Annotated in this window: 19 protein-coding genes, 2 tRNA genes and 3 rRNA genes; 6 read left to right on the plus strand and 18 right to left on the minus strand. The window is 44.0% G+C overall.

The window, feature by feature from the left end; translation table 11 throughout:
- Positions 1-2 precede the first annotated feature (2 nt).
- Entirely contained in the window at positions 3-1,460 is a 1,458-nt protein-coding gene (locus AC5JPY_RS06550; RefSeq protein ID WP_443527032.1) for a lytic murein transglycosylase, read from the plus strand.
- A gap of 147 nt (positions 1,461-1,607) precedes the next feature.
- On the opposite strand, the gene AC5JPY_RS06555 is transcribed toward AC5JPY_RS06550, so the two are convergent.
- From AC5JPY_RS06555 to AC5JPY_RS06570, 4 genes are all read right to left on the minus strand, one after another.
- The gene (locus tag AC5JPY_RS06555; RefSeq protein ID WP_319051061.1) at positions 1,608-1,907 is read right to left on the minus strand and encodes a hypothetical protein; all 300 of its coding nucleotides are present in this window, start codon (positions 1,905-1,907) and stop codon (positions 1,608-1,610) included.
- 235 nt (positions 1,908-2,142) lie between these two features.
- Positions 2,143-3,147: a DUF4062 domain-containing protein gene (locus AC5JPY_RS06560; protein ID WP_443527033.1), complete on the minus strand. Its 1,005-nt coding sequence runs from the start codon at positions 3,145-3,147 to the stop codon at positions 2,143-2,145.
- Between the two features lie 164 nt (positions 3,148-3,311).
- A complete protein-coding gene (murI, locus tag AC5JPY_RS06565) occupies positions 3,312-4,190 on the minus strand; it encodes a glutamate racemase (protein WP_493852729.1) in 879 nt (292 codons plus the stop codon).
- Between the two features lie 434 nt (positions 4,191-4,624).
- Positions 4,625-5,410 (minus strand): DUF1285 domain-containing protein, encoded by a 786-nt coding sequence (locus tag AC5JPY_RS06570; RefSeq protein WP_493852315.1) that lies wholly within the window; start codon positions 5,408-5,410, stop codon positions 4,625-4,627.
- Positions 5,411-5,945: 535 nt separating this feature from the next.
- Between AC5JPY_RS06570 and AC5JPY_RS06575 the strand changes: the two genes are divergently transcribed.
- Complete coding sequence (locus AC5JPY_RS06575; RefSeq protein WP_319051073.1) at positions 5,946-7,583, plus strand: electron transfer flavoprotein-ubiquinone oxidoreductase; 1,638 nt, start codon at positions 5,946-5,948, stop codon at positions 7,581-7,583.
- 137 nt (positions 7,584-7,720) lie between these two features.
- Here AC5JPY_RS06575 and AC5JPY_RS06580 read toward each other — a convergent pair whose 3' ends face one another.
- Positions 7,721-9,217: an alanine/glycine:cation symporter family protein gene (locus AC5JPY_RS06580; RefSeq protein WP_493852316.1), complete on the minus strand. Its 1,497-nt coding sequence runs from the start codon at positions 9,215-9,217 to the stop codon at positions 7,721-7,723.
- A gap of 738 nt (positions 9,218-9,955) precedes the next feature.
- Between AC5JPY_RS06580 and AC5JPY_RS06585 the strand changes: the two genes are divergently transcribed.
- The 3 genes from AC5JPY_RS06585 (at position 9,956) to AC5JPY_RS06595 (ending at position 12,798) form a co-directional block, all read left to right on the plus strand.
- On the plus strand, positions 9,956-10,216 hold the full coding sequence (locus AC5JPY_RS06585; RefSeq protein ID WP_319051064.1) for a DUF4212 domain-containing protein: 261 nt from the start codon (positions 9,956-9,958) through the stop codon (positions 10,214-10,216).
- A 3-nt stretch (positions 10,217-10,219) separates the two neighbouring features.
- The gene (locus AC5JPY_RS06590) at positions 10,220-12,088 is read left to right on the plus strand and encodes a sodium:solute symporter family protein (protein ID WP_319051065.1); all 1,869 of its coding nucleotides are present in this window, start codon (positions 10,220-10,222) and stop codon (positions 12,086-12,088) included.
- A 161-nt stretch (positions 12,089-12,249) separates the two neighbouring features.
- A complete protein-coding gene (locus AC5JPY_RS06595; RefSeq protein ID WP_443527036.1) occupies positions 12,250-12,798 on the plus strand; it encodes a hypothetical protein in 549 nt (182 codons plus the stop codon).
- Positions 12,799-12,858: 60 nt separating this feature from the next.
- On the opposite strand, the gene AC5JPY_RS06600 is transcribed toward AC5JPY_RS06595, so the two are convergent.
- From AC5JPY_RS06600 to AC5JPY_RS06660, 13 genes are all read right to left on the minus strand, one after another.
- On the minus strand, positions 12,859-13,461 hold the full coding sequence (locus tag AC5JPY_RS06600) for a rhomboid family intramembrane serine protease (RefSeq protein WP_443527037.1): 603 nt from the start codon (positions 13,459-13,461) through the stop codon (positions 12,859-12,861).
- A 41-nt stretch (positions 13,462-13,502) separates the two neighbouring features.
- Positions 13,503-14,549: a 5'-nucleotidase gene (locus AC5JPY_RS06605; RefSeq protein ID WP_443527038.1), complete on the minus strand. Its 1,047-nt coding sequence runs from the start codon at positions 14,547-14,549 to the stop codon at positions 13,503-13,505.
- A 162-nt stretch (positions 14,550-14,711) separates the two neighbouring features.
- Positions 14,712-14,930 (minus strand): dodecin family protein, encoded by a 219-nt coding sequence (locus tag AC5JPY_RS06610; protein WP_057761866.1) that lies wholly within the window; start codon positions 14,928-14,930, stop codon positions 14,712-14,714.
- A 144-nt stretch (positions 14,931-15,074) separates the two neighbouring features.
- Positions 15,075-16,364, minus strand: coding sequence for a TRAP transporter large permease (locus AC5JPY_RS06615; RefSeq protein ID WP_443527039.1), 1,290 nt, complete (start codon positions 16,362-16,364; stop codon positions 15,075-15,077).
- A complete protein-coding gene (locus tag AC5JPY_RS06620) occupies positions 16,361-16,888 on the minus strand; it encodes a TRAP transporter small permease (protein ID WP_443527040.1) in 528 nt (175 codons plus the stop codon). The genes AC5JPY_RS06615 and AC5JPY_RS06620 overlap by 4 nt, the downstream gene beginning before the upstream one ends.
- Before the next feature lie 17 nt (positions 16,889-16,905).
- Positions 16,906-17,967, minus strand: coding sequence for a TRAP transporter substrate-binding protein (locus tag AC5JPY_RS06625; RefSeq protein WP_443527041.1), 1,062 nt, complete (start codon positions 17,965-17,967; stop codon positions 16,906-16,908).
- A 370-nt stretch (positions 17,968-18,337) separates the two neighbouring features.
- Positions 18,338-18,685 carry a hypothetical protein gene (locus tag AC5JPY_RS06630; RefSeq protein ID WP_443527042.1) on the minus strand — a complete coding sequence of 116 codons (348 nt, stop codon included), beginning with the start codon at positions 18,683-18,685 and terminating at the stop codon, positions 18,338-18,340.
- Between the two features lie 113 nt (positions 18,686-18,798).
- Positions 18,799-18,912 (minus strand): 5S ribosomal RNA (gene rrf, locus AC5JPY_RS06635).
- A 146-nt stretch (positions 18,913-19,058) separates the two neighbouring features.
- Positions 19,059-21,914, minus strand: a 23S ribosomal RNA gene (locus AC5JPY_RS06640).
- Between the two features lie 339 nt (positions 21,915-22,253).
- Positions 22,254-22,329 (minus strand) — tRNA-Ala (locus AC5JPY_RS06645).
- Between the two features lie 10 nt (positions 22,330-22,339).
- Positions 22,340-22,416: transfer RNA gene (locus tag AC5JPY_RS06650), tRNA-Ile, on the minus strand.
- A gap of 73 nt (positions 22,417-22,489) precedes the next feature.
- A 16S ribosomal RNA gene (locus tag AC5JPY_RS06655) occupies positions 22,490-24,028 on the minus strand.
- Together the 16S, 23S and 5S rRNA genes with 2 tRNA genes alongside form the textbook arrangement of a ribosomal RNA operon.
- A gap of 672 nt (positions 24,029-24,700) precedes the next feature.
- Positions 24,701-25,369, minus strand: a complete 669-nt coding sequence (locus AC5JPY_RS06660; RefSeq protein WP_443526811.1) for a DNA glycosylase — start codon at positions 25,367-25,369, stop codon at positions 24,701-24,703.
- 385 nt (positions 25,370-25,754) lie between these two features.
- Between AC5JPY_RS06660 and upp the strand changes: the two genes are divergently transcribed.
- Positions 25,755-26,414, plus strand: a complete 660-nt coding sequence (gene upp, locus AC5JPY_RS06665) for a uracil phosphoribosyltransferase (RefSeq protein ID WP_443526642.1) — start codon at positions 25,755-25,757, stop codon at positions 26,412-26,414.
- Positions 26,415-26,456 lie beyond the last annotated feature (42 nt).

A 26,456-nucleotide genomic window follows, 5' to 3' on the forward strand; every position in this document is an offset into this window, starting at 1 on the left:
TCATGCGTTTCACTCCTTTCTCTACCATGTCACTGCTTAGTGTTGCAGTTGGCATTAGTCTCGCAAGCACTGCTCAAGCCGCTCAGCCACCAGCACCAGATTTATCTAATAGCGAGTTTCAGCAGTGTTTGGATGGTCTAAAAAATTCAAGTAAATTTAGTGGCGTGAATAGCTATACCTTTAACAATTATCGCCCAAGCCAGCCTGATCCAAGCGTTATTCAGTCGCTTAACTACCAACCAGAGTTTCAAAAAGATGTCTGGGACTATCTGTCATCGCTAGTAGATAAAGAGCGTGTCGAAGATGGCATCCGAGCCAAGCGTCAGTGGGGCTCAACGCTTCGACAAATTGAGGCACGCTACGGTGTCAAAGCCGAACACGTACTGGGTGTGTGGGGCGTAGAGTCTAATTTTGGTCAGACATTAGGTAAAAAGCCATTGTTCGAGTCTTTGGCGACATTGTCTTGCTTTGATCGTCGTCAAAGCTACTTCCAAGGTGAGTATGCTAATGCCCTAAAGATTGTGCAAAACGGCGACATTGCACCTGGTGATATGACAGGATCATGGGCAGGTGCTTTTGGACAGACGCAGTTTATGCCCAGCACCTTTTTGGAATTGGCAGTAGATTTCGATGGTGACGGGCGCCGAGATTTGGTCAATAGTGTTCCTGATGCACTCGCTTCTACCGCAAACTTCTTGGATAATCGTGGCTATCGCACGGGCGAGCCTTGGGGTTACGAAGTCAAGTTGCCTGATGGATTTTGGGCAGCCTCAAATCGTAAAGATAAAAAATCTATCAGCCACTGGCGCAATCAAGGGCTGACCCTCGCCAACGGTAGCCCGCTACCTTATGACCTCAATAGTGCTGGCTTATTGCTACCTGCTGGTATCGATGGCCCTGCGTTTTTGGTCGGCAAAAACTTCGATACGTTTTACTCTTATAACGCCTCAGAAAACTACGCCCTAGCTATCGCGCACTTATCAGACTTGGTCACTCGTGAAGATAGTAGCAAAACAGACTTCATGACCGCTTGGCCAACAGACGATCCTGGTATCAGTCGCCAGCAGGCAAAAGATATCCAACAAGCATTGCTCAATACTGGTTATGATATTGGTGGCGTTGATGGCATCATCGGCGACAATACCCGTACCGCTATTCAACAATATCAATCTAGCCGTGGTATTTTTCCAGCTGACGGACGCGCAGGCCAAAAATTCTATCGCGCTATCGTTGGCAGTTCAGCACCAAGCCAAACTCAGTACGGGCAACCAATAAACAGTCGACCATTAAACCCTGCACCAGCCGATCGTATGGGGCAACTGATTCAGCAACAAACAACGCCTAATAGCTATTCGTCTCAACCATCGATCAGTCCATCACCCTCTAGCAATGCACGCTATCGCCGCACCACTAGTGCCGATGGTACGATTAAGCTGGTTCGTATTGATGAAGGGTTATAATAACGTATTGAACCGCTTTATCTTAGAGCACTAAAAAAGCCACGCTAATCATAGCGTGGCTTTTTTCACTTCTTATGTATCAATTTGTGTCTGTTATCGTGGGTCTATCACAGTATGTTTTTATCAACCAAGTCAGTCATTACAGATCTAAACAATAGGTGGTGGGTTTGGCTTACCGTTATCACCATCCCAATTTTCACGAGCATTGTCATCTAGATCAGCAGCAGTTTTCGGTTCCCACTTACCATTTTCTTTCCAAGTGGCATCGCCCCAGTCTTCGTCTTCTGCTTTTCTATCCAAATCTTTGTAGGCTTCGCTTGGATCAATACCGCGACGCTTCATGTCTGCCACTTGCTCTTCTAACGTGTGAAACTGATCTGCGTCATGCATGCTTTTTTCTAGACCATCAATCTCGCTTAACAGCTTGTCATTTTTATCGTTACTCATTATGTGTTCTCCTTAATAGATCAATGTTGTTTTGCATTTTATGTATTTTTAATTGCTACAAGTTATAATAAAGATAAGATCGTTATCTGATGCTTCTTATTATCACGAGTCCTGAGTCGATTCACAACCAGTGACGCGTATGCTTTGTATTACAAAACGTAGCCATAGACAGAAGTGGTGTTTTTTCGGATGTTTTATTGAATGTCACAAGGTTAGTGTATGCCAAGATTAGGCTTTACTCGTGTGTTTGGGAGGAGTTACTTACTAGTAAATTTTTTGCATAAAAAGTGAGCTTCCAAAGCTCTTGTGATAACCGCGTACCATAGGTCGTCAGCTGTATCCAATTTGCGCTTACCAGTTGACGCTGTAAATTGTTTAAGTCATCTTGAGCGATTTGGCAACGTGAGACAGCGTGAACATTTGGCATATCATTCTTGATGTCTATCTCAGCTTTTGGTGCGATTAGACGGTTGATAGCGTTTTGTAGACCGTAGCTAGAAAACGTAGAAGGTATTTTTATTAGAGCAACCAATATCTCTTGCCAAGATAAAGTAATTTCGCGAGTCACGTCTTTTAGATTACCACCTTCATAGGCTTGAGCGGTGTATTTCACAGTGAAAGTCTCTGTCAATACAATGGGCTGGCTGACATTGTCATCCGCAAAGTTATCCTCTACAGGGGCTTGTTTTTTTGTATTCTTATTAATTGCCAAAATATCAGCAAATCTTTCAGCAACAGTCTGATTGCTAAATTTGATCATCTCTTCAGTGGCTCTTATCCAACCACCCTCTACTCTATTACTCGCCAATGTGTTGTAGTAGGCTTGGACGAGTAGCGGCTCGATATCATCTTCTGATTCATAATAATATATTTGATTGTCTTGCTTAGATACCGTTTTGATGAGCTCTTGTAGTTGCCGGCTAACATCCAGTTCATGATGGTGTTTCTTTGCCAAGATTAATAATGGTTTGAGCTTGGCTTTGGCATTTAGATAACTCAGATGCATCTGACTGACACCATTCTTCTGCACAGTTCCGTAGCTGTCTCCAATAATCATCAACGCATAATCACAGGAATCTATGCATTGACGACCATATAAAGAGGCTTTGGGGAGCTTGCTAGACACATCATAAGTCAAAAATGCACGTGCTTGAAAAAATATCGCTAAGCTATCCAAGACTAACGATTGATCGTTGTCAGCGCATATAACATGAATATGGTGATAGCGGCGGTTTGGCACAATTACCTCTGAGCTTAGGTGATGGCATAAATAGGTGTAATATGAAATAGAGCACAAATATCTTGTTCTGCACAGCCTAGCATATTCTAACAAAACTGCACTCAGCTTGTTTCAAATAAATCAACAAAATGAGTAAGGATTAGCTTAAATAGTACTATCAGCACTTACTCAGTGTGGTATTGCAGCACAGTCTCTCTACCAAGTAAACGCACAACTAAAGCGCCTAGTCTATCACTATATTTGGTAGCATGAAAAGTTAATGGATAGCTAATATCAACTTTTGTTTTACTACTCACTTCTGAATGATAATCCTTTGTTTCACTATCTAAGCTTGCAGACATCTGATTTGCTACCAATAACTGCTTGACTCGCTCAGCAATCGCTTGCCCAGAGTCAACCACTTGTATCGATAGCTGCTGTCGTGCAATCTCATCAAGCAAAAACGCTTTGAAAAATGGGTAATGTGTACAACCTAACACCAGCTGATCCACGCCATCATCAGCAAATGCTTGTATCTGTTGACGCAATCGCTGTGCGGTTTCGTCTTGCACTGGCATTCCAGACTCTACCCAAGGCACCAATTGTGGATCAAAATATTTGGTAACCAATGTGCCATTAGGGTCAGCCACATTGCTAATGACATCATTGAGCAATGTACCATTCAAAGTGGCTTTGGTAGCCAGTACTGCAACATGTCCACTCTTGCTGGCCAATACAGCAGGCTTTAGTGCTGGTACTAAGCCGACAATAGGCAACTCTGGGTAGCAACGTCTTGCTCTGTCTAAAGCATAAGCTGACGCGCTATTACAGGCAATAACGATCAACTTGCAACCTTGCTGATACAGCCATTCCACCGCATTCAATGTCAACGTCTCAATGTCCTCGCTATCGCGGTTGCCATAGGGGACATTGAGGGTATCAGCGTAATATATATAATGTTCAGCGGGTAGTTGTTGAGCTAAATGCAGATAAACAGATAAACCACCAACGCCAGAATCAAACAATCCTATTGGCGCATGACGCACTTTACGATTGGCAGTCATACTGTTTTTACCGTTACTGTTTTTGACAATATTGTTTTTACTGATATCAGCTTTACTAATCCTAGCGTCTTTAACAGAATTACCGTCTAAAGTGTTTACGCGCGCTAGAGAATTTGCTTGCACAGGCTCCACTTTCATGATGTTATTTGCGGTAATATCCATGTCTACTCTACCGCTACTTTTGTATGCATGTGATTATCTTCATATTATTTATGTTTTCATCACTCAATTAAACGTCTCACACTTTGTGTGATTCCAATGTTTGGTCATGATCCAAAGACAGCCTAATTGTACGGCGAATCTCAACGTAGCAAGCCATTATCAGACCACTATAATTTGTGAAAGTTATAAACTTATAACATTCGCCATCATATAGCAATCAATAGACGTCTCTCTATTGATTGCTATCTATTGCATTATTGCAGCTTAATAGCTTAATTAGCTGGCATAGATAATGAGTAATCCTGTCCACCACTCCGTAAAGTCAATATGGTCTCGCCATTGCGTTCTGTCAATTCACCAATCTCTGCCAAATGGTAAAAGGTATTGCGTCCAATAAGCGCGGTCAAGCCATTTCTGACTAGCATATAAGGGCGTACTGGCTCATCGGTCGTAACGTTTTTACTTTGATCCGTATTTTCACTCTTGAGGCTTTCACTAAAATTTTCATTCTCAAGGTCGTTGCGCTTAACGTTTGATGAGTGATCTGCAGGCGCCGCTTTATCATTATTTTTAGGATCATACTTCTGTAGTGTGATTTGATGCTCATCATCCAAACGCACTACATCACCAGTTGTCGTCGTAAACTCCAGCCAACTCACATCGTCTTCATGGACGATACCAACATCGTTAATTAGAAGCGGGGCATCCTCGACTTGAATCCGTATTTTTTGTACTGGCGTCTTCAGAAAATACTCAGTAACGCCGTTATTTTCTTCTTTCCACAAAATAGTCGCAAACAAACTGACCAATGACTCACGGGTCATTTGTCCACCTTCATGCCACCACTCACCGTTTGCTTTTATGACCAGATCCATATCGGCAATATCTTCAGGATGCCATTTGTCGAGTGGTGGTATCGCACGCCCTTCACGCGCCCCAGCAGCAGACTTGAGATATTGACTTAATGCATCTACATTATTCATGCTAGAGGCCTTATCAATTGGGGCTTCAGCACTGTGATTTACATCTTCATTAGTCTTGTTATTATCATTACTCATCGCTCAATCCTTTATTTAGTATTCAAAGTTTGGCAAATCTATTATTACTATAAATTTTTGTTTCGGGTATGATGAAACGATATGGTTCAAGCACACTCGTTTATTCAATATAACCTTAACACCTATACTCATAAATGCGTATCGTGTTTGTAGGACTTTTCTTTTATAATGAGTAACGATTTTTTATTGAGATGGTCAAGCGGTCATTACGTTGATGGCATAATTTACGTTATGTGTTGATATCCTTGAATAAATTATTCACGACACCGACGTATTAACTGATACCGCAAAGACAGTTTTATCGGGCAGCCATATGTCTGAGTGACGTTAGCGCCGCAAGTCTATTATTCAGTTGTTAAGCTAATGATGCCCTGAGATAAGCCACTAAAGTTTAGGAGTAGGTATGCAAGAGCAAGACAATCAAGCGCCAGTCGTTGATGACAACACTGTGAATGCTGATGCACCAGTAGCAACAGAGACAGCAGCTCCAGTTGTAGAGCCTGTGGCAGCGGAACCTGAAATCGAGCGCGAATCAATGGAATTCGACGTTATCATCGTTGGCGGTGGACCTGCAGGTCTGTCTGCTGCCATTCGTCTACGCCAGCTCGCTATCGAAGCAGGTAACGATGAATTTATGGTGTGTGTGGTCGAAAAAGGCTCAGAGTTTGGTGCTCATACGTTATCTGGCGCCGTTATCGAGCCACGTGCGCTCAATGAGCTGATTCCAGACTGGAAAGAAAAAGGCGCGCCGCTTAATGTGCCAGCGACAGAAGACCGTTTTTATTACTTAAACTCTGCCACACGCTCAACCAAAGTGCCTCACTCGTTGATTCCAGGACCTATGCATAATGATGGCAACTACATCGTGTCATTGGGTAATGTGGTTCGCTGGTTAGCGGTACAAGCAGAAGAGCTTGAAGTCATGATGTTCCCAGGCTTCCCTGCCGATGATATTTTGTACAACGACGATGGCTCGGTACGAGGTGTACTGACGGGCGATATGGGTGTGGCCGCTAATGGTGAAGCAAAGCCTAGCTTTGAGCCGGGTTACGAGCTGCTTGCCAAATACACTATCTTCGCTGAAGGTAGCCGTGGTCACTTGGGTAAGCGTTTGATCAGCCGTTTTGATCTAGACAAAGATTCTGATGCTCAGCACTATGGTATTGGTCTAAAAGAGCTGTGGGACGTCGATCCTGAGAAGCACGAGCAAGGCGTTGTCATGCATGGTCTTGGCTGGCCATTGACTGAGACTGGCTCAACTGGTGGCTGGTGGTTATACTTTGATGAAAACAATCAAGTAAGTTTTGGTCTTGTGGCTGATTTGTCTTATCACAACCCATACATGTCTCCCTTTGATGAAATGCAGCGTTTGAAAACACATCCTGTTATCAAGAATGTCTTAGAAGGCGGCAAGCGTATCTCTTATGGCGCACGTGCATTGACCAAAGGTGGTCTTAACTCACTGCCGAAATTTACTTTCCCAGGCGGCGTATTGGTGGGTGATGATGCAGGTTTCTTAAATCCAGCAAAAATCAAAGGTACTCATACTTCGATGAAGTCAGGTATGCTCGCAGCCGAAGCGATCTTTGAGGCGCTACAAGCAGATCGTCAACATGATGAAGTGGTTGCTTATAGCACCATGTACAAAGAGTCTTGGTTATATCAAGACAACTATGAGTCACGTAACTTCTCACCAGCGATGCATCGTATGGGGCAGTTCATGGGCGGTGCTTTTATCTTTATCGAGCACAATTTGCTAAAAGGTAAGATGCCATTAACCATACATGATAACACTCCGGACTATGATCAGTTAGAGCGTGCTAACCACGCTTATCAGCCTACTTACCTCAAGCCTGATGGTAAACTGGTATTTGATAAGTTGTCGTCGGTGTTTATCTCTAATACTAACCATGCAGAAGATCAGCCAACGCATCTAAAATTGACTGATCCAACGGTGCCTGTTTCGATCAACTTACCATTGTATGCTGAGCCTGCACGTCTATACTGCCCAGCGGGTGTGTATGAAGTGGTCAAAGATGCTGAAGGTGCTAAGTTTGTCATCAATGCGCAGAACTGTGTACATTGTAAGACCTGTGATATCAAAGATCCTTCACAGAACATCACTTGGGTAACACCAGAAGGTGGCGGTGGTCCAAACTATCCAAACATGTAAATCAGAATAAATTCTGGTTCACGCTGGTGCAGTTAAGATCATTAAAACTGCACTCCAATAAAAACCGCCCTTCTCTTCGTAGGAGAAAGGCGGTTTTTTAATGCCTGGAACAAACCACTTTCGTTGATCAATGCTACTTAATCTGTCCATGCATCACGGTTGGCTTCATTTTTGAGTTTTACAAAGTTATCAGGGTTAAATTTAATCTGATCGCCTGTCTTACCTTCTTTCACCTGACGCTCATAGTCACGCAAGATTCTCAGCGCCACAGGAGATAGCATTAAAATAGCCACCAAGTTGACTAGTGCCATCAGACCCATAGACAAGTCAGCAAAGTTCCATATAGCAGGTAGACTGGCAACAGCACCAACAAACACCATACCAAGCACTAAAAAGCGAAAAATCATAATCATCACTTTGGCATTCTTCTCGCCAGAGATAAACTCAAGATTTGATTCACCATAGCTATAATTGGCAATGATAGAGGTAAATGAGAAGAAGAAAATAGCAATAGCGACGAATATCACACCCAGGTCACCCACATATTGCGATAGCGCTAACTGAGTCAGCTGTATACCTTCTTGCTCGACATTGGGATCAACCACGCCAGATAGTATGATGATTGATGCTGTTGCGGTACAAATAATAAGCGTATCCATAAACACGCCCAGCATCTGCATAAACCCTTGTACTGCTGGGTGATCAGGATGACTCTTTGCCGTTGCCGCAGCATTCGGTGCTGAGCCCATCCCTGCTTCGTTAGAGAACAGACCACGTTTGATACCGTTAATCATGGCCTGTGCAATACCATAACCGATCACACCGCCTGTCGCTTGTTCAAAACCAAATGCTGATTTTACAATCAATACGATTGCTGCTGGGAATTGGCTAAAGTTAGTGACGATAATGAATAGTGCTAGCAAAATATACAAGATCGCCATAACGGGTACGATCTTGCCTGCGATACGAGCCACTGAACGTAACCCACCGAATACCACTGGCGCTACCAATACTACCAATATCAATCCTGTCATCCACGTCGGGATACCAAACGCTTCATTGGTAGCTTGGGCAATGGTATTGGACTGTACGCCATTGAATGCCAAACCAAACGCCACTAACAAACACAACGAGAAAAATACCGCAAGCCAGCGCTTGCCCAGACCTTTTTCGATATAGTAAGCAGGGCCACCGCGGTACACATTATCATTGTGCGGTACTTTGTACGCCTGTGCTAAGGTTGATTCGATAAAGCTTGTCGACATACCGACAAGCGCCGTCATCCACATCCAGAATACAGCACCTGGTCCACCCAAATAGATGGCAATTGCCACCCCTGCCAAGTTACCAGTACCCACGCGCGCTGCCAGTGACGTCATCAATGCTTCAAATGAGCTGATACCGCCATCTTTGCGTCCTTGGTTAGATACACGCAGCAACTTCCACATATGACCAAAGTGCCGAAACTGGATAAATCGTGTAGCAACGGTGAAGTAAAGACCCGCACCTATCAGTAAGAACATTAGTAGCCCATACCAAGGGTTACTCGCGATCAACCAATCGTTATTACCCCAAATAATGCCAACACCATAATTGACGATGCTATTAAACCAACCGATTACCCCTTCATTCATGCGGACTCCTTATTCACACTTTATATAATTCATTTTAATTTTGCGTTGATACCGTATTTTGATTGATCAAAATCTTAACTAAACAACTCTGTCATATTGTCCGATACCAAAATGTCCTGTGCATGATATAGATATTCAGTCGCGTGCGACCATCACGTTTGGTTATTGGTTCCTTATTTTTATTTTTGAAATAAATAATCTTTGTAAATCATCTTATATAGAATATATTGAGTAATAAATTAAATGCATATACTGGATATTTGTCGTACACTTTCAGTCATGCACTTACTTATCGCTACCTTTTCCAAACTAATTTTTGGCAAAAATGACGTTAGATATGATTTGTTGTTTATAATCATATTTATTTAATCGTGCTAAGATAACCCTACATTCGTTGGTGCTATTTTATAATTTGCAGTTTGCATTTGCACTTAGAGCGTTAAAATTGTTAGAACTCTTGTCAGGAAGACGAGATTAAGAAAAAGACATCGGATAGTCCTACCCTTCTGTCTTCCTCGATAAATCCTATATTTGATAGTTGTATTCAAGGGTTCAATGTCGTGCCCGAAACTGTATTTATTTTGCTAAATAATTGCCGATAAATACATATGTGGCGGTGCATCGTCATTGGTACTATATAAAGTGGTCTCAGTCTATTTTTATGACGGTATTTATCATAAGAATGGCTCAAGGCGTTTTTATATAGTGGTTATTTTAGAAGACAAAAGGAGTTGTCCTATGAAAGGTCATAATGATCCATCTGGATATTGGCGAGCCAATATCCGTCTCATTGCAGGTAGCCTAGTTATCTGGGCGCTATGTTCTTACGGCTTTGCCATCTTGCTACGTCCTCTCTTAGCTGGCATCAAGGTTGGTGGTACTGACTTGGGCTTTTGGTTCGCCCAGCAGGGATCCATCGTGGTGTTTATTATTTTAATTTTCTTCTACGCCTGGCGTATGAATAAGTTAGATAAACAATATGGCGTAGACGAGGAATAGACTATGAGCCAGTATGTCATTAATATTATTTTTGTGGGTCTATCATTCGCTCTATACTTCGGTATTGCGATTTGGGCTCGTGCAGGATCTACCAGTGAGTTTTATGTAGCAGGCGGCGGTGTCCACCCTGTTGTGAACGGTATGGCAACCGCAGCTGACTGGATGAGTGCCGCTTCCTTTATTTCTATGGCAGGTTTGCTTGCTGCTGGTGGTTATGGCGCCTCAACCTATCTAATGGGTTGGACAGGTGGTTATGTACTATTAGCCATGTTACTTGCGCCCTATTTGCGTAAGTTTGGCAAATTTACCGTGCCTGACTTCATTGGCGATCGTTTTTATTCAAAAACAGCTGCCATGATTGCTGTTGTTTGTTTGATTATCGCCTCTACCACGTATGTTATCGGTCAGATGACAGGTGCTGGTGTTGCATTTTCACGTTTCTTAGAAGTCGATAACGACACAGGTCTTATTATCGCGGCCGTCGTTGTTTTCTTTTACGCGGTTCTTGGAGGCATGAAAGGGATCACCTATACGCAGGTTGCGCAGTATGTGGTTCTGATCATTGCTTATACGATTCCTGCTGTCTTTATCTCACTTGAATTAACGGGCAATCCGATTCCAGGTTTGGGCTTGTTTTCAAACCATATTGAATCTGGTGTTCCTATCTTGACCAAGCTTGATCAAGTAGTCACTGATTTGGGCTTCACAGCATATACCGCTGACGTACCTAATAAGCTAAACATGGTGCTATTTACGTTATCACTCATGATTGGTACAGCGGGTCTACCACACGTTATTATTCGATTTTTTACCGTTCCTAAAGTTGCCGATGCTCGCTGGACAGCTGGTTGGACATTGGTATTTATCTCACTATTGTACTTTACGGCACCTGCCGTTGGTGCGATGGCACGTCTAAACCTTGTTGATACTATCTACCCACAAGGGGTTGCAGAGCCTGCTATCAACTATGATCAACGTCCTGACTGGATGAGAACATGGGAAGATACTGGTCTAATCAAATATACTGACCTTAATAATGATGGTCGTATTCAGATGTACAATGATAGTGGACTTGGTGCAGCAGAGATTGCACTGACCAACGCCCAAACCGAAGGTGGCGATATAGCTGCTGCGACGACTGCTGTCGAAACCGCACGTCTCGCCCACGATACAGAAGTTGATGGCCGCTTTGCCGATGCAGGCTGGGCTGGTAACGAGCTGGATGTTAATGCTGATATCTTGGTATTGGCCAATCCAGAAATTGCACAGCTACCACCTTGGGTAGTCGGTCTCATTGCCGCAGGTGGTCTTGCTGCTGCACTATCCACTGCTGCTGGTCTCTTACTTGCTATCTCATCAGCAATCAGTCATGACTTGATCAAACGAAACCTGAATCCAAACATTACTGATAAGGGAGAGCTACGAGTTGCGCGTATCACTATGGGTGTCGCGATTGTCATCGCTACCTATCTAGGAATGAATCCGCCAGGGTTTGCAGCACAGGTTGTCGCACTCGCATTTGGTATCGCTGGTGCGTCCCTTTTCCCTGCCTTGATGATGGGTATCTTCTCAAAACGTATTAACAATATTGGCGCTATCGCTGGTATGTTGACAGGTTTGATTAGTATCTTGGTTTATATCTTTGTGTTCAAAGGCTGGTTCTTTATTAGCGGTACTGCCAACTTCCCTGATACTGCAGAGTACTGGCTATTTGGTATCTCACCATTATCATTTGGTGCGGTTGGCGCATTGCTTAACTTCATCGTCGCATTCATTGTCTCTTATGCGACCAAAGCACCACCGCTACACATTCAAGATTTGGTCGAGAGTGTTCGTTCACCACGTGGTGCTGGCGGTGCAGTCGATCATTAATTTGACGAATGATGACATGCATTCTGTTACTCTGTCTCACTCACTAGCAGTCACTGCCGGTGAGTGATTTTTTGTCTGTTACTTATTAGAATAACTTTTAGACTGTGCGTATACTGTTGAACACACCTGACGACCAGTATCTAGTGCATTAAGGAATACTTATGCTTTTTGAGTTTATCGCTACCATAACTGCCGCATTCGGTATGGCTGGGGTGGCATTGATCATAGCGCATCTCAGTAAACTGTCAGGTAAACGCGCGCCAAAATGGCTGGTGCCCTTGTTTGCTGCAATTGGTATTTTTGGGTTTCAAATACATCAAGAGTATAACTGGTATGACCAGCAAGTCAGTCAACTGCCCAAAGGGGTCAATGTTGTCAAAACTGCTGAAAGTACAGAGTGGTTTCGCCCCTGGTCTTATATTAAGCCGCAAGTATTACGTTTTATCGCGGCAGATACTGGCAATGCTAGCGTGCAAGTAGATGACCCAAATATGCATTTGGTTAATTTGTATCTGTTTGAGAGGCGCAGAAGTGTGCAAAAGATCCTACAAGTGATCGACTGTGACACCCCTGCTCGGGCAGACTATGTGATACCGCAGAAAAACAGTAACCTTTCGATTGATGAACACGTCAAACAAACTACCGCATGGCGAGAACTGACCACAAATGACCTTTTATTTATTAGGGTTTGTACTGATGCAAGCGTCTGACTCCATAACGCTGAGTACGACGATACTGATCCATTAAACGCTGATAGTAAGTTGCTTTTATTAGCGCCGATCAGTTGCTGAATACGTATGTTTGGAGTTAGCTCCCAATAGTAATCCAGCGCATAAACCACCGAAGTGTGCAGCAAACGAGATGCCTTGCTGCGGCATCAATCCTTGCTTGATGGTTAGCCAATAGCCAGCACCCATCACAATACAAGCAATCAGGTAACCCCAGCGCCTAGCAAACACAGCGCCGCCTATCATGTAACCGAACATGGCAAAACACAATCCTGATGCGCCGACATGGATAGAAGACGGTGATCCAATCACCCAAGTGACCAGCCCCGAAGCAATGATCAGCTTGATAATCGTCCGATAAGCATTCTTCTCAAATAACCCAAATAAAAATAAAATTTGCAATAATGTCACGGTATTGCCGGTCAAATGTGACAGGTTGCCATGCATGGTCCATGACGCAAATACCCCAATCATACTGCCTACATCCAACGTACGCGGTACAATACCAAAGATATTCCACAGACCAAATAACACCACTTCATTTAGAAAAAACATTCCCCACATCGGTATGAGTACAAAAGCATATAAGCCGATAACTTGTTTTATTCGTGTCACGATCAAGCTGAGCAACTGCTGCCAATCCATATCCCATCCTATGTTTTATATTCTGCGCATCTATATGTGCTTTATTGATTTATAGCAAATAACGGGCGTACAGCAGGCTTGAACGACAGCGGTGATGCATCCTTACTGGAGGTTAAGTAACTGTCCCCATGCAGCAACGATGTTGAATGATAGGGAACGAGTGCCGTAGGTATGAAACGACGTGCTGCATCAATATGCTTGATTGAGTCATCAAAGAAAATATGCGGTGCAAACGTTCTGAGCACCGCTGTCTTCTCAAGCCCTCCCAAAAAAAACGCCATATCCACATTGACGCCCCACTCTCTCAAGGTTTTTATGGCACGTAAGTCAGCTGGTGCATTACGAGCTGTCACTAGAGCAATTTTGATTGGAGAATATTTCAGACCCGCTGGTAGACGCTCTTGTAAATTTGATAGTTTAATCAACAACTCAGCGTAAGGGCCTTTTTCGATTGGTAGATCACGCAGTTGCACCTCACGATCATGAAAGGCTCGCAATCCTTTTTGCTTGTACAGCAGCTCACCCGAGTCATCAAACAGTACCGCGTCCCCATCAAAAGCAATACGTAGCTGCTGAGTATCCAATTCATAAGTGTTGACAGGCGTTGCGTCTAGTATGGCACAAGCACAGATATTGGCATCAGCCACTTGCTGAGCATCGTCACGGTTGGTGGTCAAAAACAGATCAACATTAAAGTCTTTTATATAGGGCGCTACAGGACTGCCTGAAATAAACGCCGAGCGTGAGATATTGATACCGCGTTCTAAAATTGCATTCAGCACTTGAATGCCTGTATCTGGGCTACTTTTTGAGACGATAACGACTTCTACTAAAGGCGTTTCCGTTTCTAAATCCTGCTTATTTTCACAATACTTATTCAAGTTTAGCAACGCTTTGATCAATGGATAGCCTGCACCACTATTTAGCGTATCGTTTTCACGTGCTGTCATATAATCTCGAAACTCTTTTATAGCGCTCTCAGGCCGCTCTTCGAATAACGCTAATAAGTAGTTTTCCGACTCTGTTAAATCAAAAAGCGCCGTTGCAGAGATTGCGACAATGAGCGTATTACTAAAATCGACAGCCATAAATATGTGCTTCTATGATAAGTATTGAGAATTAGAGGATTTATTTTACTATATATAAAAGTATGCCGTGTAGCTACTCGTGTATATCGTAGTTCTACTAATGACCATTTTTTTGTGCAAAAAAAAGACTGCAATCGCAGTCTTTTTTATCTTTATCAACGTTTAGCTGATATCAGTACCATCATCGATGACAAAGCTTACAATCATAATGACATGATATTTGCTGATTTTTCCATCAGTAACGCCTACTTTTTGCTCTTTTATCCAAGCACCTTCAACATTCTTGACTGTCTTAGAGATTCTTGCGATACCTTGTTGAATAGCATCTTCAAAGCTGGTTTCAGAAGTACTGCTGATCTCGATATTTTTAGCAATAGTCATAATATTTTTCGCATCCATATGATTTTAGAATAATTTTTATAAGACAGAATAACGATAAAAATATACATTTGGCTTTCTGTCTCTTAATCATTCTAGCGTTATACCCCGTATACAACAGTGTATCTATGTTACTTTATGTATGACTTACCCCAACAACACCAGCGATATTGCAGGGAATGCCACCAAGATTACCAATCGAATCACGTCAGAGACAATGAATGGAGCCACCCCGCGGAACATATCGGACAACTTAATGTGCGGTGCCATCGCCTTGATCACAAAGATATTCATCCCCATCGGCGGCGTGATCAAACCAAGCTCTACCGTCAATACTGCAATAATGCCAAACCAGACTGGATCAAACCCTAATGCTAATATAATTGGGTACACAACGGGAATGGTGATTACTAGCATTGCTAGCGCATCCATGAACAGTCCTAATAGGAAGTACATGAACAGGATACAGATCAGCACAATCATTGGACTAACAGCCAACCCACCAATCCAAGATGCTAACGAATATGATAAACGCGACACTGAGATAAAATAACCCAATGCCTCTGCACCTAATAGCATAAAGAACACTACGGCAGAGAGTGCTAACGTCTCAATCAATGACTGCTTGAGACCGTCTAAACGCATGCCTTTGGCAAAAGCATAAGCCCAAGAGACAAATGCTCCTACTGCCGCCCCTTCTGTTGGCGTAAATAATCCAAAGAAGATACCGGCAATAATCACAATAAAGATAAAGCTAAATGGTATTAGACCCGTTAGCGACAGTAGCTTGGCTTTCCACGTGGTTTTCTCACCACGCTGGGCTAAGTGCGGTTTCCAGCGTACCATGATCATCACGGTGATAGAGTACATTACCATGCCCAGCATACCCGGTAAAAAACCTGCGATAAACATATCGCCAACCGACTGCTGGGTTAAGATGGCATAGACGAGTAACGCAATACTCGGTGGAATCATGATACCTAAAGTACCACCAGCGGCTAAGATACCGCAGGCAAATCCCGGCTGATAACCATACTTCTCCATTTGCGGTAGCGCCACTTTAGTCATAGTAGACGCAGTGGCAAGTGATGAGCCTGAGATAGAGGCAAAGATACCAGACGATCCTATACCTGCAATACCCAGACTACCTCTCACTCCACCAAATATGGTTCTAGTGGCTTCAAAAAGCTTACCTGCCATACCAGAGTGTGTGGCAAACACGCCCATGAGAATAAACAAGGGAATGGCACTAAAGTCATACTTTGCTAAGACATCAACAGGGATATCTTTGAGCATTTGTAGGGCCCCACTTGGCGCGGTAACCGCACCGAAACCTACCAAACCCACACCTAACATGGCAAGAGCAACGGGTACGCGTAGGATAACAAGCAGGATCATGACAACTAGGCCAATGGCTCCGATAATCTCTGGACTCATGCGCCTGTCTCCTCGGCGTCAAAGAATTCGCCTGTCTTAAAGATGTTAATGGATTCGATCAATGAGCGAATGGCAAGTAGTAAGCTTAAGAACGCGCTAATCATATAAATAGGCATCATAGATAGTCGAAGATCTTGGGTGACCTTACCATACTCGACAGCGTCAATGGCACTCTCATAGAGCCCCCATGCGAAGACGACGCCGATGACAAAAAAACCCATCATGAAGATGCCCATAAGGTAGCCTTTGATAGACTGCGGCATCTTTTGGGTAAAAACATCAACGATAATTTGCGAGCGCTCGACGAAAGCGGCAAAGGCGGCAAGCAATGCAAATAGCATGAAGTAAGAAACAATCTCGACGGAGCCCTTGACGGTGAAGCCAAGCTCACCGCCGCTAAGCTTGAAGATGTAGCGTGCAGTAACGTCTAGCATGGTGGTCAGTACGATGATGATAAGACTCACCCCGCCTATAAACTGACACAATCTAGAGATTAGGACGCTGAGCTTGACTAAAAATGCCATGTGACACCTCCAATGGGTTATACCACTTTACAGGCGGCACTAGCGGCTTTGGCTTTTTCGTAGACGCCATCTGCATCTAGACCTAAAGCATTAACATCGTTTAAGTATTTCTGTGTGCCTTTTTCGAGCGGTCCTTTCCAGTTTGGATCATTTAACGGATCAGGAATATCCACAATTTCATCACCCTTATCTTTGGCCGCTTGCATTGCCATCTGATCATGCTTATCAAAGACTTCACCAACTTTACTGGCTAGGGCCATGCCTGAGTTTTTGTCTAGGACTTGCTTTAAGTCATCAGGTAAATTGTCATACTTATCTTTGTTCATAGTGACCATGAGGGCTGAACTATAAAAAGGAATGTTGGTATGATATTTAGTAATTTCATCAATTTTAAAAGCTGTCACCGCTTCCCAAGGGAAACTCAAACCATCAACGACACCACGCTGTAGAGAGGTGTACATATCATTTGCAGGTAGACCTACAGGGGACGCACCAGCACTTTCAATAATATCACCAGCGACTGCAGAAGGACGACGAATACGCATACCTTTCATATCCTCAGGCGTGCGAATCAGCTTATCTGTGGTATGAAGCGAACCAGGTCCCGCACCATACATAAACAATAGATGTGAGTCTTCATACTCACTAGCAAGAGTACCATCATCATAAAGGGTTTGAAGCATACAGCCCATTTGAGTGGCTGAGTTAGATAGTCCTGGTAGCTCGGTGATCTGAGTTAAAGGAAAACGACCATTGGTATAACCGTGCGCTTGTGAGCCGATATCGATCGTACCTTTAGCAGCGGACTCATAGGTTACATCTGCTTTGGCAAGACCAGCCGACGGATACAACTCTACCTTTAGGCGACCATCAGAATCTGTCTCTATTTGCTTAGCCCACGGTTCAAAAACTTCTTTGCTAATAGATGAAGTGGCTGGCCAAAAATGCGAAAAGCGCAAAACAGTAGTTTCTTGAGAAGTCGCTGATGAACCATCAGAGGTATCAGCAGATTGATTGGAGCAGCCGAAAAGACTAATAGCGGCCAAAGCGCCAATTGAAAAGAGAGGAGCTAACTTCATTATCAATTCCTTTTGATAATTATAAGAATGGGAGTAGAACATCACGAGTAAATAATCCGACTCAAACTAAATTAAACTACTTACAAGCTTTTATATATCTTTTACATCCCTGTAAGAAAAGTATAGTCTAAAATTAACAGCTATAATGATATAAGTCAAATCATTTTGATAATATGCTAAATAATGAATTGAAGCTTTGGGGCACTACTAGGCACTTATTTATAACTGATACAGCCGAATTAATATCGAGTAGATGAGTCGAATGAAAATAAAAAAAACCCTCAACTCGGCGTCAAGTTGAGGGATTTTCTGTCAGCTAGGAATAAACTAAAAATGGCTAAAGTAAATTACAAATGTAGGCAATGTAAATCTACTTTTCCATATGCCATCTGTCGTCTACCCACACCGCATCAGTATCGTCCACATGCACATGCCACTCTGCATCAGTTACTACGAGACGAATTTCAGTTAAGCAGTGTAGCCAATGGTTTATGCTATACATTAGGACTTCGATATCAATACTAGAGGGTACTTTAGTCGCTCCTGCGAGTATCACATCTGACTCACTATCATCATATGCATAAAGGTCAAAAGATTCTGCCTCTTCTATATACTTGAAGCTTTCATTGTACTTATCGACAATAGAAATGACATCTTCCTGCTCTTTTTCAGTCAAAAGCGTCGCGCGCTCAGCTGTATAATAAATAGCGGTGCCCATAATACATTGCTCCAAGATACGATAGTGATAGTAGATAATAGTATAATATATTTTCGCTAGACAAAGAAAATCCCCCGCCTAGATAACTAGTCGGGGGATATTTCAGAATAGAGAGCTGACGATGACCTACTCTCACATGGGCGAACCACACTACCATTGGCGCAACGATGTTTCACTTCTGAGTTCGGGAAGGGATCAGGTGGGGCCATCGCGCTATTGTCGTCAGCAAAGGGGGTTAGATATGAGTCTGTTTTATAGTTTTACTTATTTGACTAAGTATCACTTAACCTAACTGAATCAAGGTTAAAGGTGATATCGAAATGTTCTGTCTATGACAGATAATTAGACTTGATACAAACCACTTGGGTGTTGTATGGTCAAGCCAAACGAGCAATTAGTACAGGTTAGCTACACACATCGCTGTGCTTCCACACCCTGCCTATCAACGTCCTAGTCTTGAACGGCTCTTTAGGGAAATCTAATCTTGAGGTGGGCTTCCCGCTTAGATGCTTTCAGCGGTTATCCCATCCGAACGTAGCTACCGGGCAATGCCATTGGCATGACAACCCGAACACCAGTGGTTCGTCCACTCTGGTCCTCTCGTACTAGGAGCAGATCCTCTCAAATTTCCAACGCCCACGGTAGATAGGGACCGAACTGTCTCACGACGTTCTAAACCCAGCTCGCGTACCTCTTTAAATGGCGAACAGCCATACCCTTAGGACCTGCTTCAGCCCTAGGATGAGATGAGCCGACATCGAGGTGCCAAACACCGCCGTCGATATGAACTCTTGGGCGGTATCAGCCTGTTATCCCCAGAGTACCTTTTATCCGTTGAGCGATGGCCCTTCCATACAGAACCACCGGATCACTAAGACCTACTTTCGTACCTGCTCGACTTGTGGGTCTCGCAGTTAAGCGCGCTTTTGCCTTTATACTCTACGACCGATTTCCGACCGGTCTGAGCGCACCTTCGTACTCCTCCGTTACTCTTTAGGAGGAGACCGCCCCAGTCAAACTACCCACCATACATTGTCCTCGGTATTGTTATACCTGAGTTAGAACCCCAACATGACCAGGGTGGTATTTCAAGATTGGCTCCACCAAGACTAGCGTCTCGGCTTCAAAGCCTCCCACCTATCCTGCACAAGTCAGGTCAAAGTTCAATGTAAAGCTGTAGTAAAGGTTCACGGGGTCTTTCCGTCTAGCCGCGGGTACACAGCATCTTCACTGCGATTTCGATTTCACTGAGTCTCTGCTGGAGACAGCGCTGCCATCATTATGTCATTCGTGCAGGTCGGAACTTACCCGACAAGGAATTTCGCTACCTTAGGACCGTTATAGTTACGGCCGCCGTTTACTGGGGCTTCGATCAAGAGCTTCGCTTACGCTAACCCCATCAATTAACCTTCCAGCACCGGGCAGACATCACACCCTATACGTCCACTTTCGTGTTTGCAGAGTGCTGTGTTTTTAATAAACAGTTGCAGCAGCCTGGTATCTGCGACTGCCAGCAGCTCAAGGAGCAAGTCCTATCACCACCAACAGCGTACCTTCTCCCGAAGTTACGGTACCATTTTGCCTAGTTCCTTCAGCAGAGTTCTCTCAAGCGCCTTGGTATTCTCTACCTGATCACCTGTGTCGGTTTAGGGTACGATTCGTTTATAACTATTGCTTAGAAGCTTTTCCTGGAAGCATGGTATTTGCCACTTCGCTGTACAAGTACAGCTTGCTATCAGATCTCGGTATAAAATAGCCCGGATTTACCTAAGCTATAAACCTACATCCTTTCACCTGGACAACCAACGCCAGGCTGACATAACCTTCTCCGTCCCTCCATCGCATTATAAACAAGTATCGGAATATTAACCGATTTCCCATCGACTACGCCTTTCGGCCTCGCCTTAGGGGTCGACTCACCCAGCCCCGATTAACGTTGGACTGGAACCCTTGATCTTCCGGCGTGCGAGCTTTTCACTCGCATTATCGTTACTCACGTCAGCATTCGCTCTTGTGATACCTCCAGCATGCTTTACAACACACCTTCACAGGCTTACACAACGCTCCCCTACCACTTGAAAACAAATTCAAATCCGCAGCTTCGGCTCCTAGTTTGAGCCCCGTTACATCTTCCGCGCGGGCCGACTCGACTAGTGAGCTATTACGCTTTCTTTAAAGGATGGCTGCTTCTAAGCCAACCTCCTAGCTGTCTATGCCTTCCCACCTCGTTTCCCACTTAACTAGGAATTTGGGGCCTTAGCTGGCGGTCTGGGTTGTTTCCCTCTCCACAATGGACGTTAGCACCCACTGTGTGTCTCCCGGATATCACTCATCGGTATTCGGAGTTTGCATCGGTTTGGTAAGTCGGTATGACCCCCTAGCCGAAACAGTGCTCTACCCCCAATGGTGTTCGTCCGAGGCGCTACCTAAATAGCTTTCGGGGAGAACCAGCTATCACCGAGTTTGATTAGCCTTTCACCCCTATCCACAAGTCATCCCCTGGCTTTTCAACGACAGTGGGTTCGGTCCTCCGGTGCCTGTTACGGCACTTTCAACCTGCTCATGGATAGATCACTCGGTTTCGGGTCTATGCCCTGCAACTAATCGCCCTATTAAGACTCGGTTTCCCTACGGCTCCCCTAAACGGTTAACCTTGCTACAGAACATAAGTCGCTGACCCATTATACAAAAGGTACGCGGTCACCTAACAAGTAGGCTCCCACTGCTTGTACGCACACGGTTTCAGGTTCTATTTCACTCCCCTCACAGGGGTTCTTTTCGCCTTTCCCTCACGGTACTGGTTCACTATCGGTCAGTCAGGAGTATTTAGCCTTGGAGGATGGTCCCCCCATCTTCAAACAGGATTTCTCGTGCCCCGCTCTACTTAATATGTTAATGCTAATGTTTCGAATACAGGACTATCACCTACTACGGTCAGCTTTCCCACGCTGTTCTTCTACATTAGTACTAATCGGCTTCTCCCCGTTCGCTCGCCGCTACTAGGGGAATCTCAATTGATGTCTATTCCTAAGGGTACTGAGATGTTTCACTTCCCCTCGTTCGCTTCCTAATAAATTAGGATACTTACCTTATGGTAAGTGGGTTTCCCCATTCAGAAATCTCCGGATCACAGGATATTGCCGCCTCCCCGAAGCTTATCGCAGGCTGTCACGTCTTTCATCGCCTCTGACTGCCAAGGCATCCACCATGTGCGCTTCATTACTTGACCATACAACCCCAAGTAGTCTTTCGACTCCAAAGTGTCATACACTCTAATTATGATAACGATATCACCTATGTTTATACGCTTGATTCAGTTCTCTTTACTTTTTTAATAACTCACCCCTGGGATAACAACTGATGTCGTTAAGAGGTGAGTTATTAAGGTTAAGAAGTGCGCGTGAACACGCACCTCCTAACCCAGACTCATATCTATGTTTTTAAATAGTCTCTATGCTCTCGTCGAGTCACAGATTCTGTATAAAACAGAAAGAAGTAATCTTGTTCAAATCACTTGTTTCTATTTGATACCTATTTTTATTTAGCACTCTAAGCTTAACTAAAGTAGTGGTGGAGCCAAACGGAGTCGAACCGTTGACCTCCTGCGTGCAAGGCAGGCGCTCTACCAACTGAGCTATGGCCCCATTATATAAATGGTGGGTCTAAGTGGACTCGAACCACTGACCCCCGCGTTATCAACACGGTGCTCTAACCAGCTGAGCTACAGACCCTAATACGTCCTAAAACGTAAGCTTAAACTAAAGAACAACTTGTTGTGAATTCTTGCTGACCGAATGCTGTCTATAAGGAGGTGATCCAGCCGCAGGTTCCCCTACGGCTACCTTGTTACGACTTCACCCCAGTCATCAACCACACCGTGGTGAACGCTCCCCCGAAGGTTAAGCTATCCACTTCTGGTGCAATCAACTCCCATGGTGTGACGGGCGGTGTGTACAAGGCCCGGGAACGTATTCACCGCGGCATTCTGATCCGCGATTACTAGCGATTCCTACTTCATGGAGTCGAGTTGCAGACTCCAATCTGGACTACGATAGGCTTTTTGAGATTCGCATCACATCGCTGTGTAGCTGCCCTCTGTACCTACCATTGTAGCACGTGTGTAGCCCTGGTCGTAAGGGCCATGATGACTTGACGTCGTCCCCGCCTTCCTCCAGTTTGTCACTGGCAGTATCCTTAGAGTTCCCGGCTTAACCCGCTGGTAACTAAGGACAAGGGTTGCGCTCGTTGCGGGACTTAACCCAACATCTCACGACACGAGCTGACGACAGCCATGCAGCACCTGTATTCTAATTCCCGAAGGCACTCCCGCATCTCTGCAGGATTCTAGATATGTCAAGACCAGGTAAGGTTCTTCGCGTTGCATCGAATTAAACCACATGCTCCACCGCTTGTGCGGGCCCCCGTCAATTCATTTGAGTTTTAACCTTGCGGCCGTACTCCCCAGGCGGTCTACTTATTGCGTTAGCTGCGTCACTAAGTCCTCAAGGGACCCAACGACTAGTAGACATCGTTTACGGCGTGGACTACCAGGGTATCTAATCCTGTTTGCTACCCACGCTTTCGAGCCTCAGTGTCAGTATGATGCCAGGAAGCTGCCTTCGCCATCGGTATTCCTTCAGATCTCTACGCATTTCACCGCTACACCTGAAATTCTACTTCCCTCTCACCTACTCTAGCCTAACAGTTTCAGATGCAGTTCCCAGGTTAAGCCCGGGGATTTCACATCTGACTTATCAAGCCACCTACGCTCGCTTTACGCCCAGTAATTCCGATTAACGCTTGCACCCTCTGTATTACCGCGGCTGCTGGCACAGAGTTAGCCGGTGCTTATTCTGCAGCTAATGTCATCGTCTCCGGGTATTAACCGAAGAGTCTTCTTCACTGCTTAAAGTGCTTTACAACCAAAAGGCCTTCTTCACACACGCGGCATGGCTGGATCAGGGTTTCCCCCATTGTCCAATATTCCCCACTGCTGCCTCCCGTAGGAGTCCGGGCCGTGTCTCAGTCCCGGTGTGGCTGATCATCCTCTCAGACCAGCTACAGATCGTCGCCATGGTAGGCCTTTACCCCACCATCTAGCTAATCCGACTTAGGCTCATCTAATAGCGAGAGCAACAAGTTGCCCCCTTTCTCCCGTAGGACGTATGCGGTATTAATACGAGTTTCCCCGTGCTATCCCCCACTACTAGGTAGATTCCTAAGTATTACTCACCCGTCCGCCGCTCGACGCCTGATAGCAAGCTACCATCGTTTCCGCTCGACTTGCATGTGTTAAGCCTGCCGCCAGCGTTCAATCTGAGCCATGATCAAACTCTTCAGTTTAATCTTGCTATGAAGCTCTTTAAAGAAGCTTCTAAACTTGGCTCATCTAATCTGGCAAAATCGCTAAAAATTATGTTCGTAATGAATTAACTTTGAGTTTTTCTGCTGTCTTAAATGATAATTTTTATAGTTAATAATCTTTCCGAAAAGAAAAGATAGTCAACTTTATTTTTTAGCATTCTGAATCAGCAAAAATCCACACAAGTTGTTCTTTAGTTATGCTTTTAAATAGTCTCAATCACTGTCGTCCAGTCATCGATATATAGGGTATTTCTTTTGCCATCTAGCCAATCCGTCTCCGGTTAAGCTATCTAGCGAGCCGACTATCTTATCATAATGATTTGATTTGTCAAGACTTTTTATAATTTGTTTCACCAGGTTAACTGCGTTATTAATATGTAATTTACATATTAGCTGCCGCTAGTCCGTCCGATGAGGGCGTATTATAGAGAGTTTAATAACTGTGTCAACCAATTTTATACATGTTTTTAAACTTATTTTACAGCTATTAAAAATAATAAATAGTTTCAATAGGTTATGAATTGGTCGATTGGTTGATGTAGTAGAGGAATAGGTACGTGCTTCCCTTTTAGTAAGAATATTCTGCTTTAACAGATATAGATCCTTTACTATTTCCAGATCTTTTTTTGTATTAGGATAACTCTACTTACCTTATAACTTGCCCATTTTCTCAAAAAACGCTCTATACGCAGCAACTTTCTTATCCAGCGATAACGGATAGGCTCGTGAAGTCGACGGTAACCTATGTAGGGTTAGATTATTGACATCAGTTTTCTGGTTATCTGTACTCTGCCACTCGTAAGGATAATTGATACTTTGGTTGGTTTTGGGGTGCTTCGACTTGGCAAGTGGTTCTTTCAATAGTTCGATCAGCACTTCGGTTGCCTTACCTCCTGTCGTGAACAACGTTTTTACCTTTGGTACTTGTGGCAAAATACTATCTAAGTCAACGGGGGTAACTACCGTTAGGTTTTTATCCGACGCATTACCTGTCTCGCGAATGGCTTGTTTTACTGTGGGACATGAAGCGATACCTCGCTCAAACATAAAGTCACGGATACGTTCAGGATCAAATCGCTTCTCATCGCCTACTCTAAAATAATCAGCATCATCAAAGAATACTCGACCATATATTCGCCACATGTCGTTATAAAAGTTAGGGTAATGAAAATTCATTGCCCACTTATCGGCAGTCGGTGGAAAAGTACCCATCATCATGATAGTCGCGTTCGGTGGCAACACAGGCTCGAAAGGATGCGTTTCAATTTCTACAGCTTTGTTTTTAGTAGATGTGAGCGTTGTCTCTTTATCTTGGGTCATTGATGTTTTTATAGTCATGATATTCTTCATCAGAAAAGCAGTTTTTTTGGTATCATAGCAGGTCTAAACACTACCTCACTTATCATTACGCTTATAGTCAAATTTAGTCGGTTCAATCAGTTGACTTAAATGGCGCGATATCCTTTTACTTAGCCTGAACTGTTTAGGCTTTGATGGCCGTTGTGAACGTAAATATTGTCGTTGCGCTAAATCAATATCATCATAAAGCTGTGAGAGTAATTTGATTGTCTCAATTTTGAAGGCGTTAATTTTACTATTTACGCGTGATAAATAGGGTTAAAGTGCGGTAAGTGTTTGTATCTTTTATACTAATAGCAACCGCAGCAACTGCGCAAGCATCAGACAAGAAACCAAGAGAGATTCTATGAGTGACTTAAACAACGATTTGAACATTACGGTAATCGATCATCCACTAGTCCGTCATAAACTCAGTCTCATGCGTGAAAAAGACTGTAGCACTTATAAGTTTCGCACATTGACCAAAGAACTTGCGCGCTTGATGGCGTATGAAGCAAGTCGCGATTTTGAGATTGAGACGTTTCCAATGCAAGGCTGGTGCGGCGAGATTACTGGTGAGCAAATCATCGGTAAGACAGCAACTATCGTACCTATTCTGCGCGCAGGTATTGGCATGCTTGATGGCGTGCTCGATCTAATCCCTACTGCTAAAATTTCTGTTGTCGGCCTACAACGTGATGAAGAAACGCTACAGCCAGTACCGTTTTTTGAAAAATTCGTCAGCCATATGGACAAACGTCCTGCGCTGATCATTGACCCGATGCTAGCCACAGGTGGCTCAATGGTAGCAACCATCGAGATGCTCAAGAAAAATGGTTGTACGAATATCAAAGCATTGGTACTCGTGGCGGCACCTGAAGGCGTACGCTTGGTGAACGAAGCGCATCCTGACGTGACTATCTATACCGCTGCGCTAGACAGTCATTTGGATGAGCATGGTTATATCATCCCAGGTTTGGGTGATGCTGGCGATAAGATTTTTGGTAAGCAGTTATCTAATAAATAGTACCAAAACAGACAAAGTCGTCATTAGGGTTATAGCAAAAGT

The organism is Psychrobacter sp. H27 (assembly GCF_059072655.1).

Bases quoted from the DNA above. Each gene is read 5' to 3' on its own strand.
- AC5JPY_RS06550 (WP_443527032.1), top strand. From the start codon at position 3: ATGCGTTTCACTCCTTTCTCTACCATGTCACTGCTTAGTGTTGCAGTT.
- AC5JPY_RS06555 (WP_319051061.1), bottom strand. From the start codon at position 1,907: ATGAGTAACGATAAAAATGACAAGCTGTTAAGCGAGATTGATGGTCTA.
- murI (WP_493852729.1), bottom strand. From the start codon at position 4,190: ATGACTGCCAATCGTAAAGTGCGTCATGCGCCAATAGGATTGTTTGAT.
- AC5JPY_RS06570 (WP_493852315.1), bottom strand. From the start codon at position 5,410: ATGAGTAATGATAATAACAAGACTAATGAAGATGTAAATCACAGTGCT.
- AC5JPY_RS06575 (WP_319051073.1), top strand. From the start codon at position 5,946: ATGGAATTCGACGTTATCATCGTTGGCGGTGGACCTGCAGGTCTGTCT.
- AC5JPY_RS06580 (WP_493852316.1), bottom strand. From the start codon at position 9,217: ATGAATGAAGGGGTAATCGGTTGGTTTAATAGCATCGTCAATTATGGT.
- AC5JPY_RS06585 (WP_319051064.1), top strand. From the start codon at position 9,956: ATGAAAGGTCATAATGATCCATCTGGATATTGGCGAGCCAATATCCGT.
- AC5JPY_RS06590 (WP_319051065.1), top strand. From the start codon at position 10,220: ATGAGCCAGTATGTCATTAATATTATTTTTGTGGGTCTATCATTCGCT.
- AC5JPY_RS06595 (WP_443527036.1), top strand. From the start codon at position 12,250: ATGCTTTTTGAGTTTATCGCTACCATAACTGCCGCATTCGGTATGGCT.
- AC5JPY_RS06600 (WP_443527037.1), bottom strand. From the start codon at position 13,461: ATGGATTGGCAGCAGTTGCTCAGCTTGATCGTGACACGAATAAAACAA.
- AC5JPY_RS06605 (WP_443527038.1), bottom strand. From the start codon at position 14,549: ATGGCTGTCGATTTTAGTAATACGCTCATTGTCGCAATCTCTGCAACG.
- AC5JPY_RS06610 (WP_057761866.1), bottom strand. From the start codon at position 14,930: ATGACTATTGCTAAAAATATCGAGATCAGCAGTACTTCTGAAACCAGC.
- AC5JPY_RS06615 (WP_443527039.1), bottom strand. From the start codon at position 16,364: ATGAGTCCAGAGATTATCGGAGCCATTGGCCTAGTTGTCATGATCCTG.
- AC5JPY_RS06620 (WP_443527040.1), bottom strand. From the start codon at position 16,888: ATGGCATTTTTAGTCAAGCTCAGCGTCCTAATCTCTAGATTGTGTCAG.
- AC5JPY_RS06625 (WP_443527041.1), bottom strand. From the start codon at position 17,967: ATGAAGTTAGCTCCTCTCTTTTCAATTGGCGCTTTGGCCGCTATTAGT.
- AC5JPY_RS06630 (WP_443527042.1), bottom strand. From the start codon at position 18,685: ATGGGCACCGCTATTTATTATACAGCTGAGCGCGCGACGCTTTTGACT.
- AC5JPY_RS06660 (WP_443526811.1), bottom strand. From the start codon at position 25,369: ATGACCCAAGATAAAGAGACAACGCTCACATCTACTAAAAACAAAGCT.
- upp (WP_443526642.1), top strand. From the start codon at position 25,755: ATGAGTGACTTAAACAACGATTTGAACATTACGGTAATCGATCATCCA.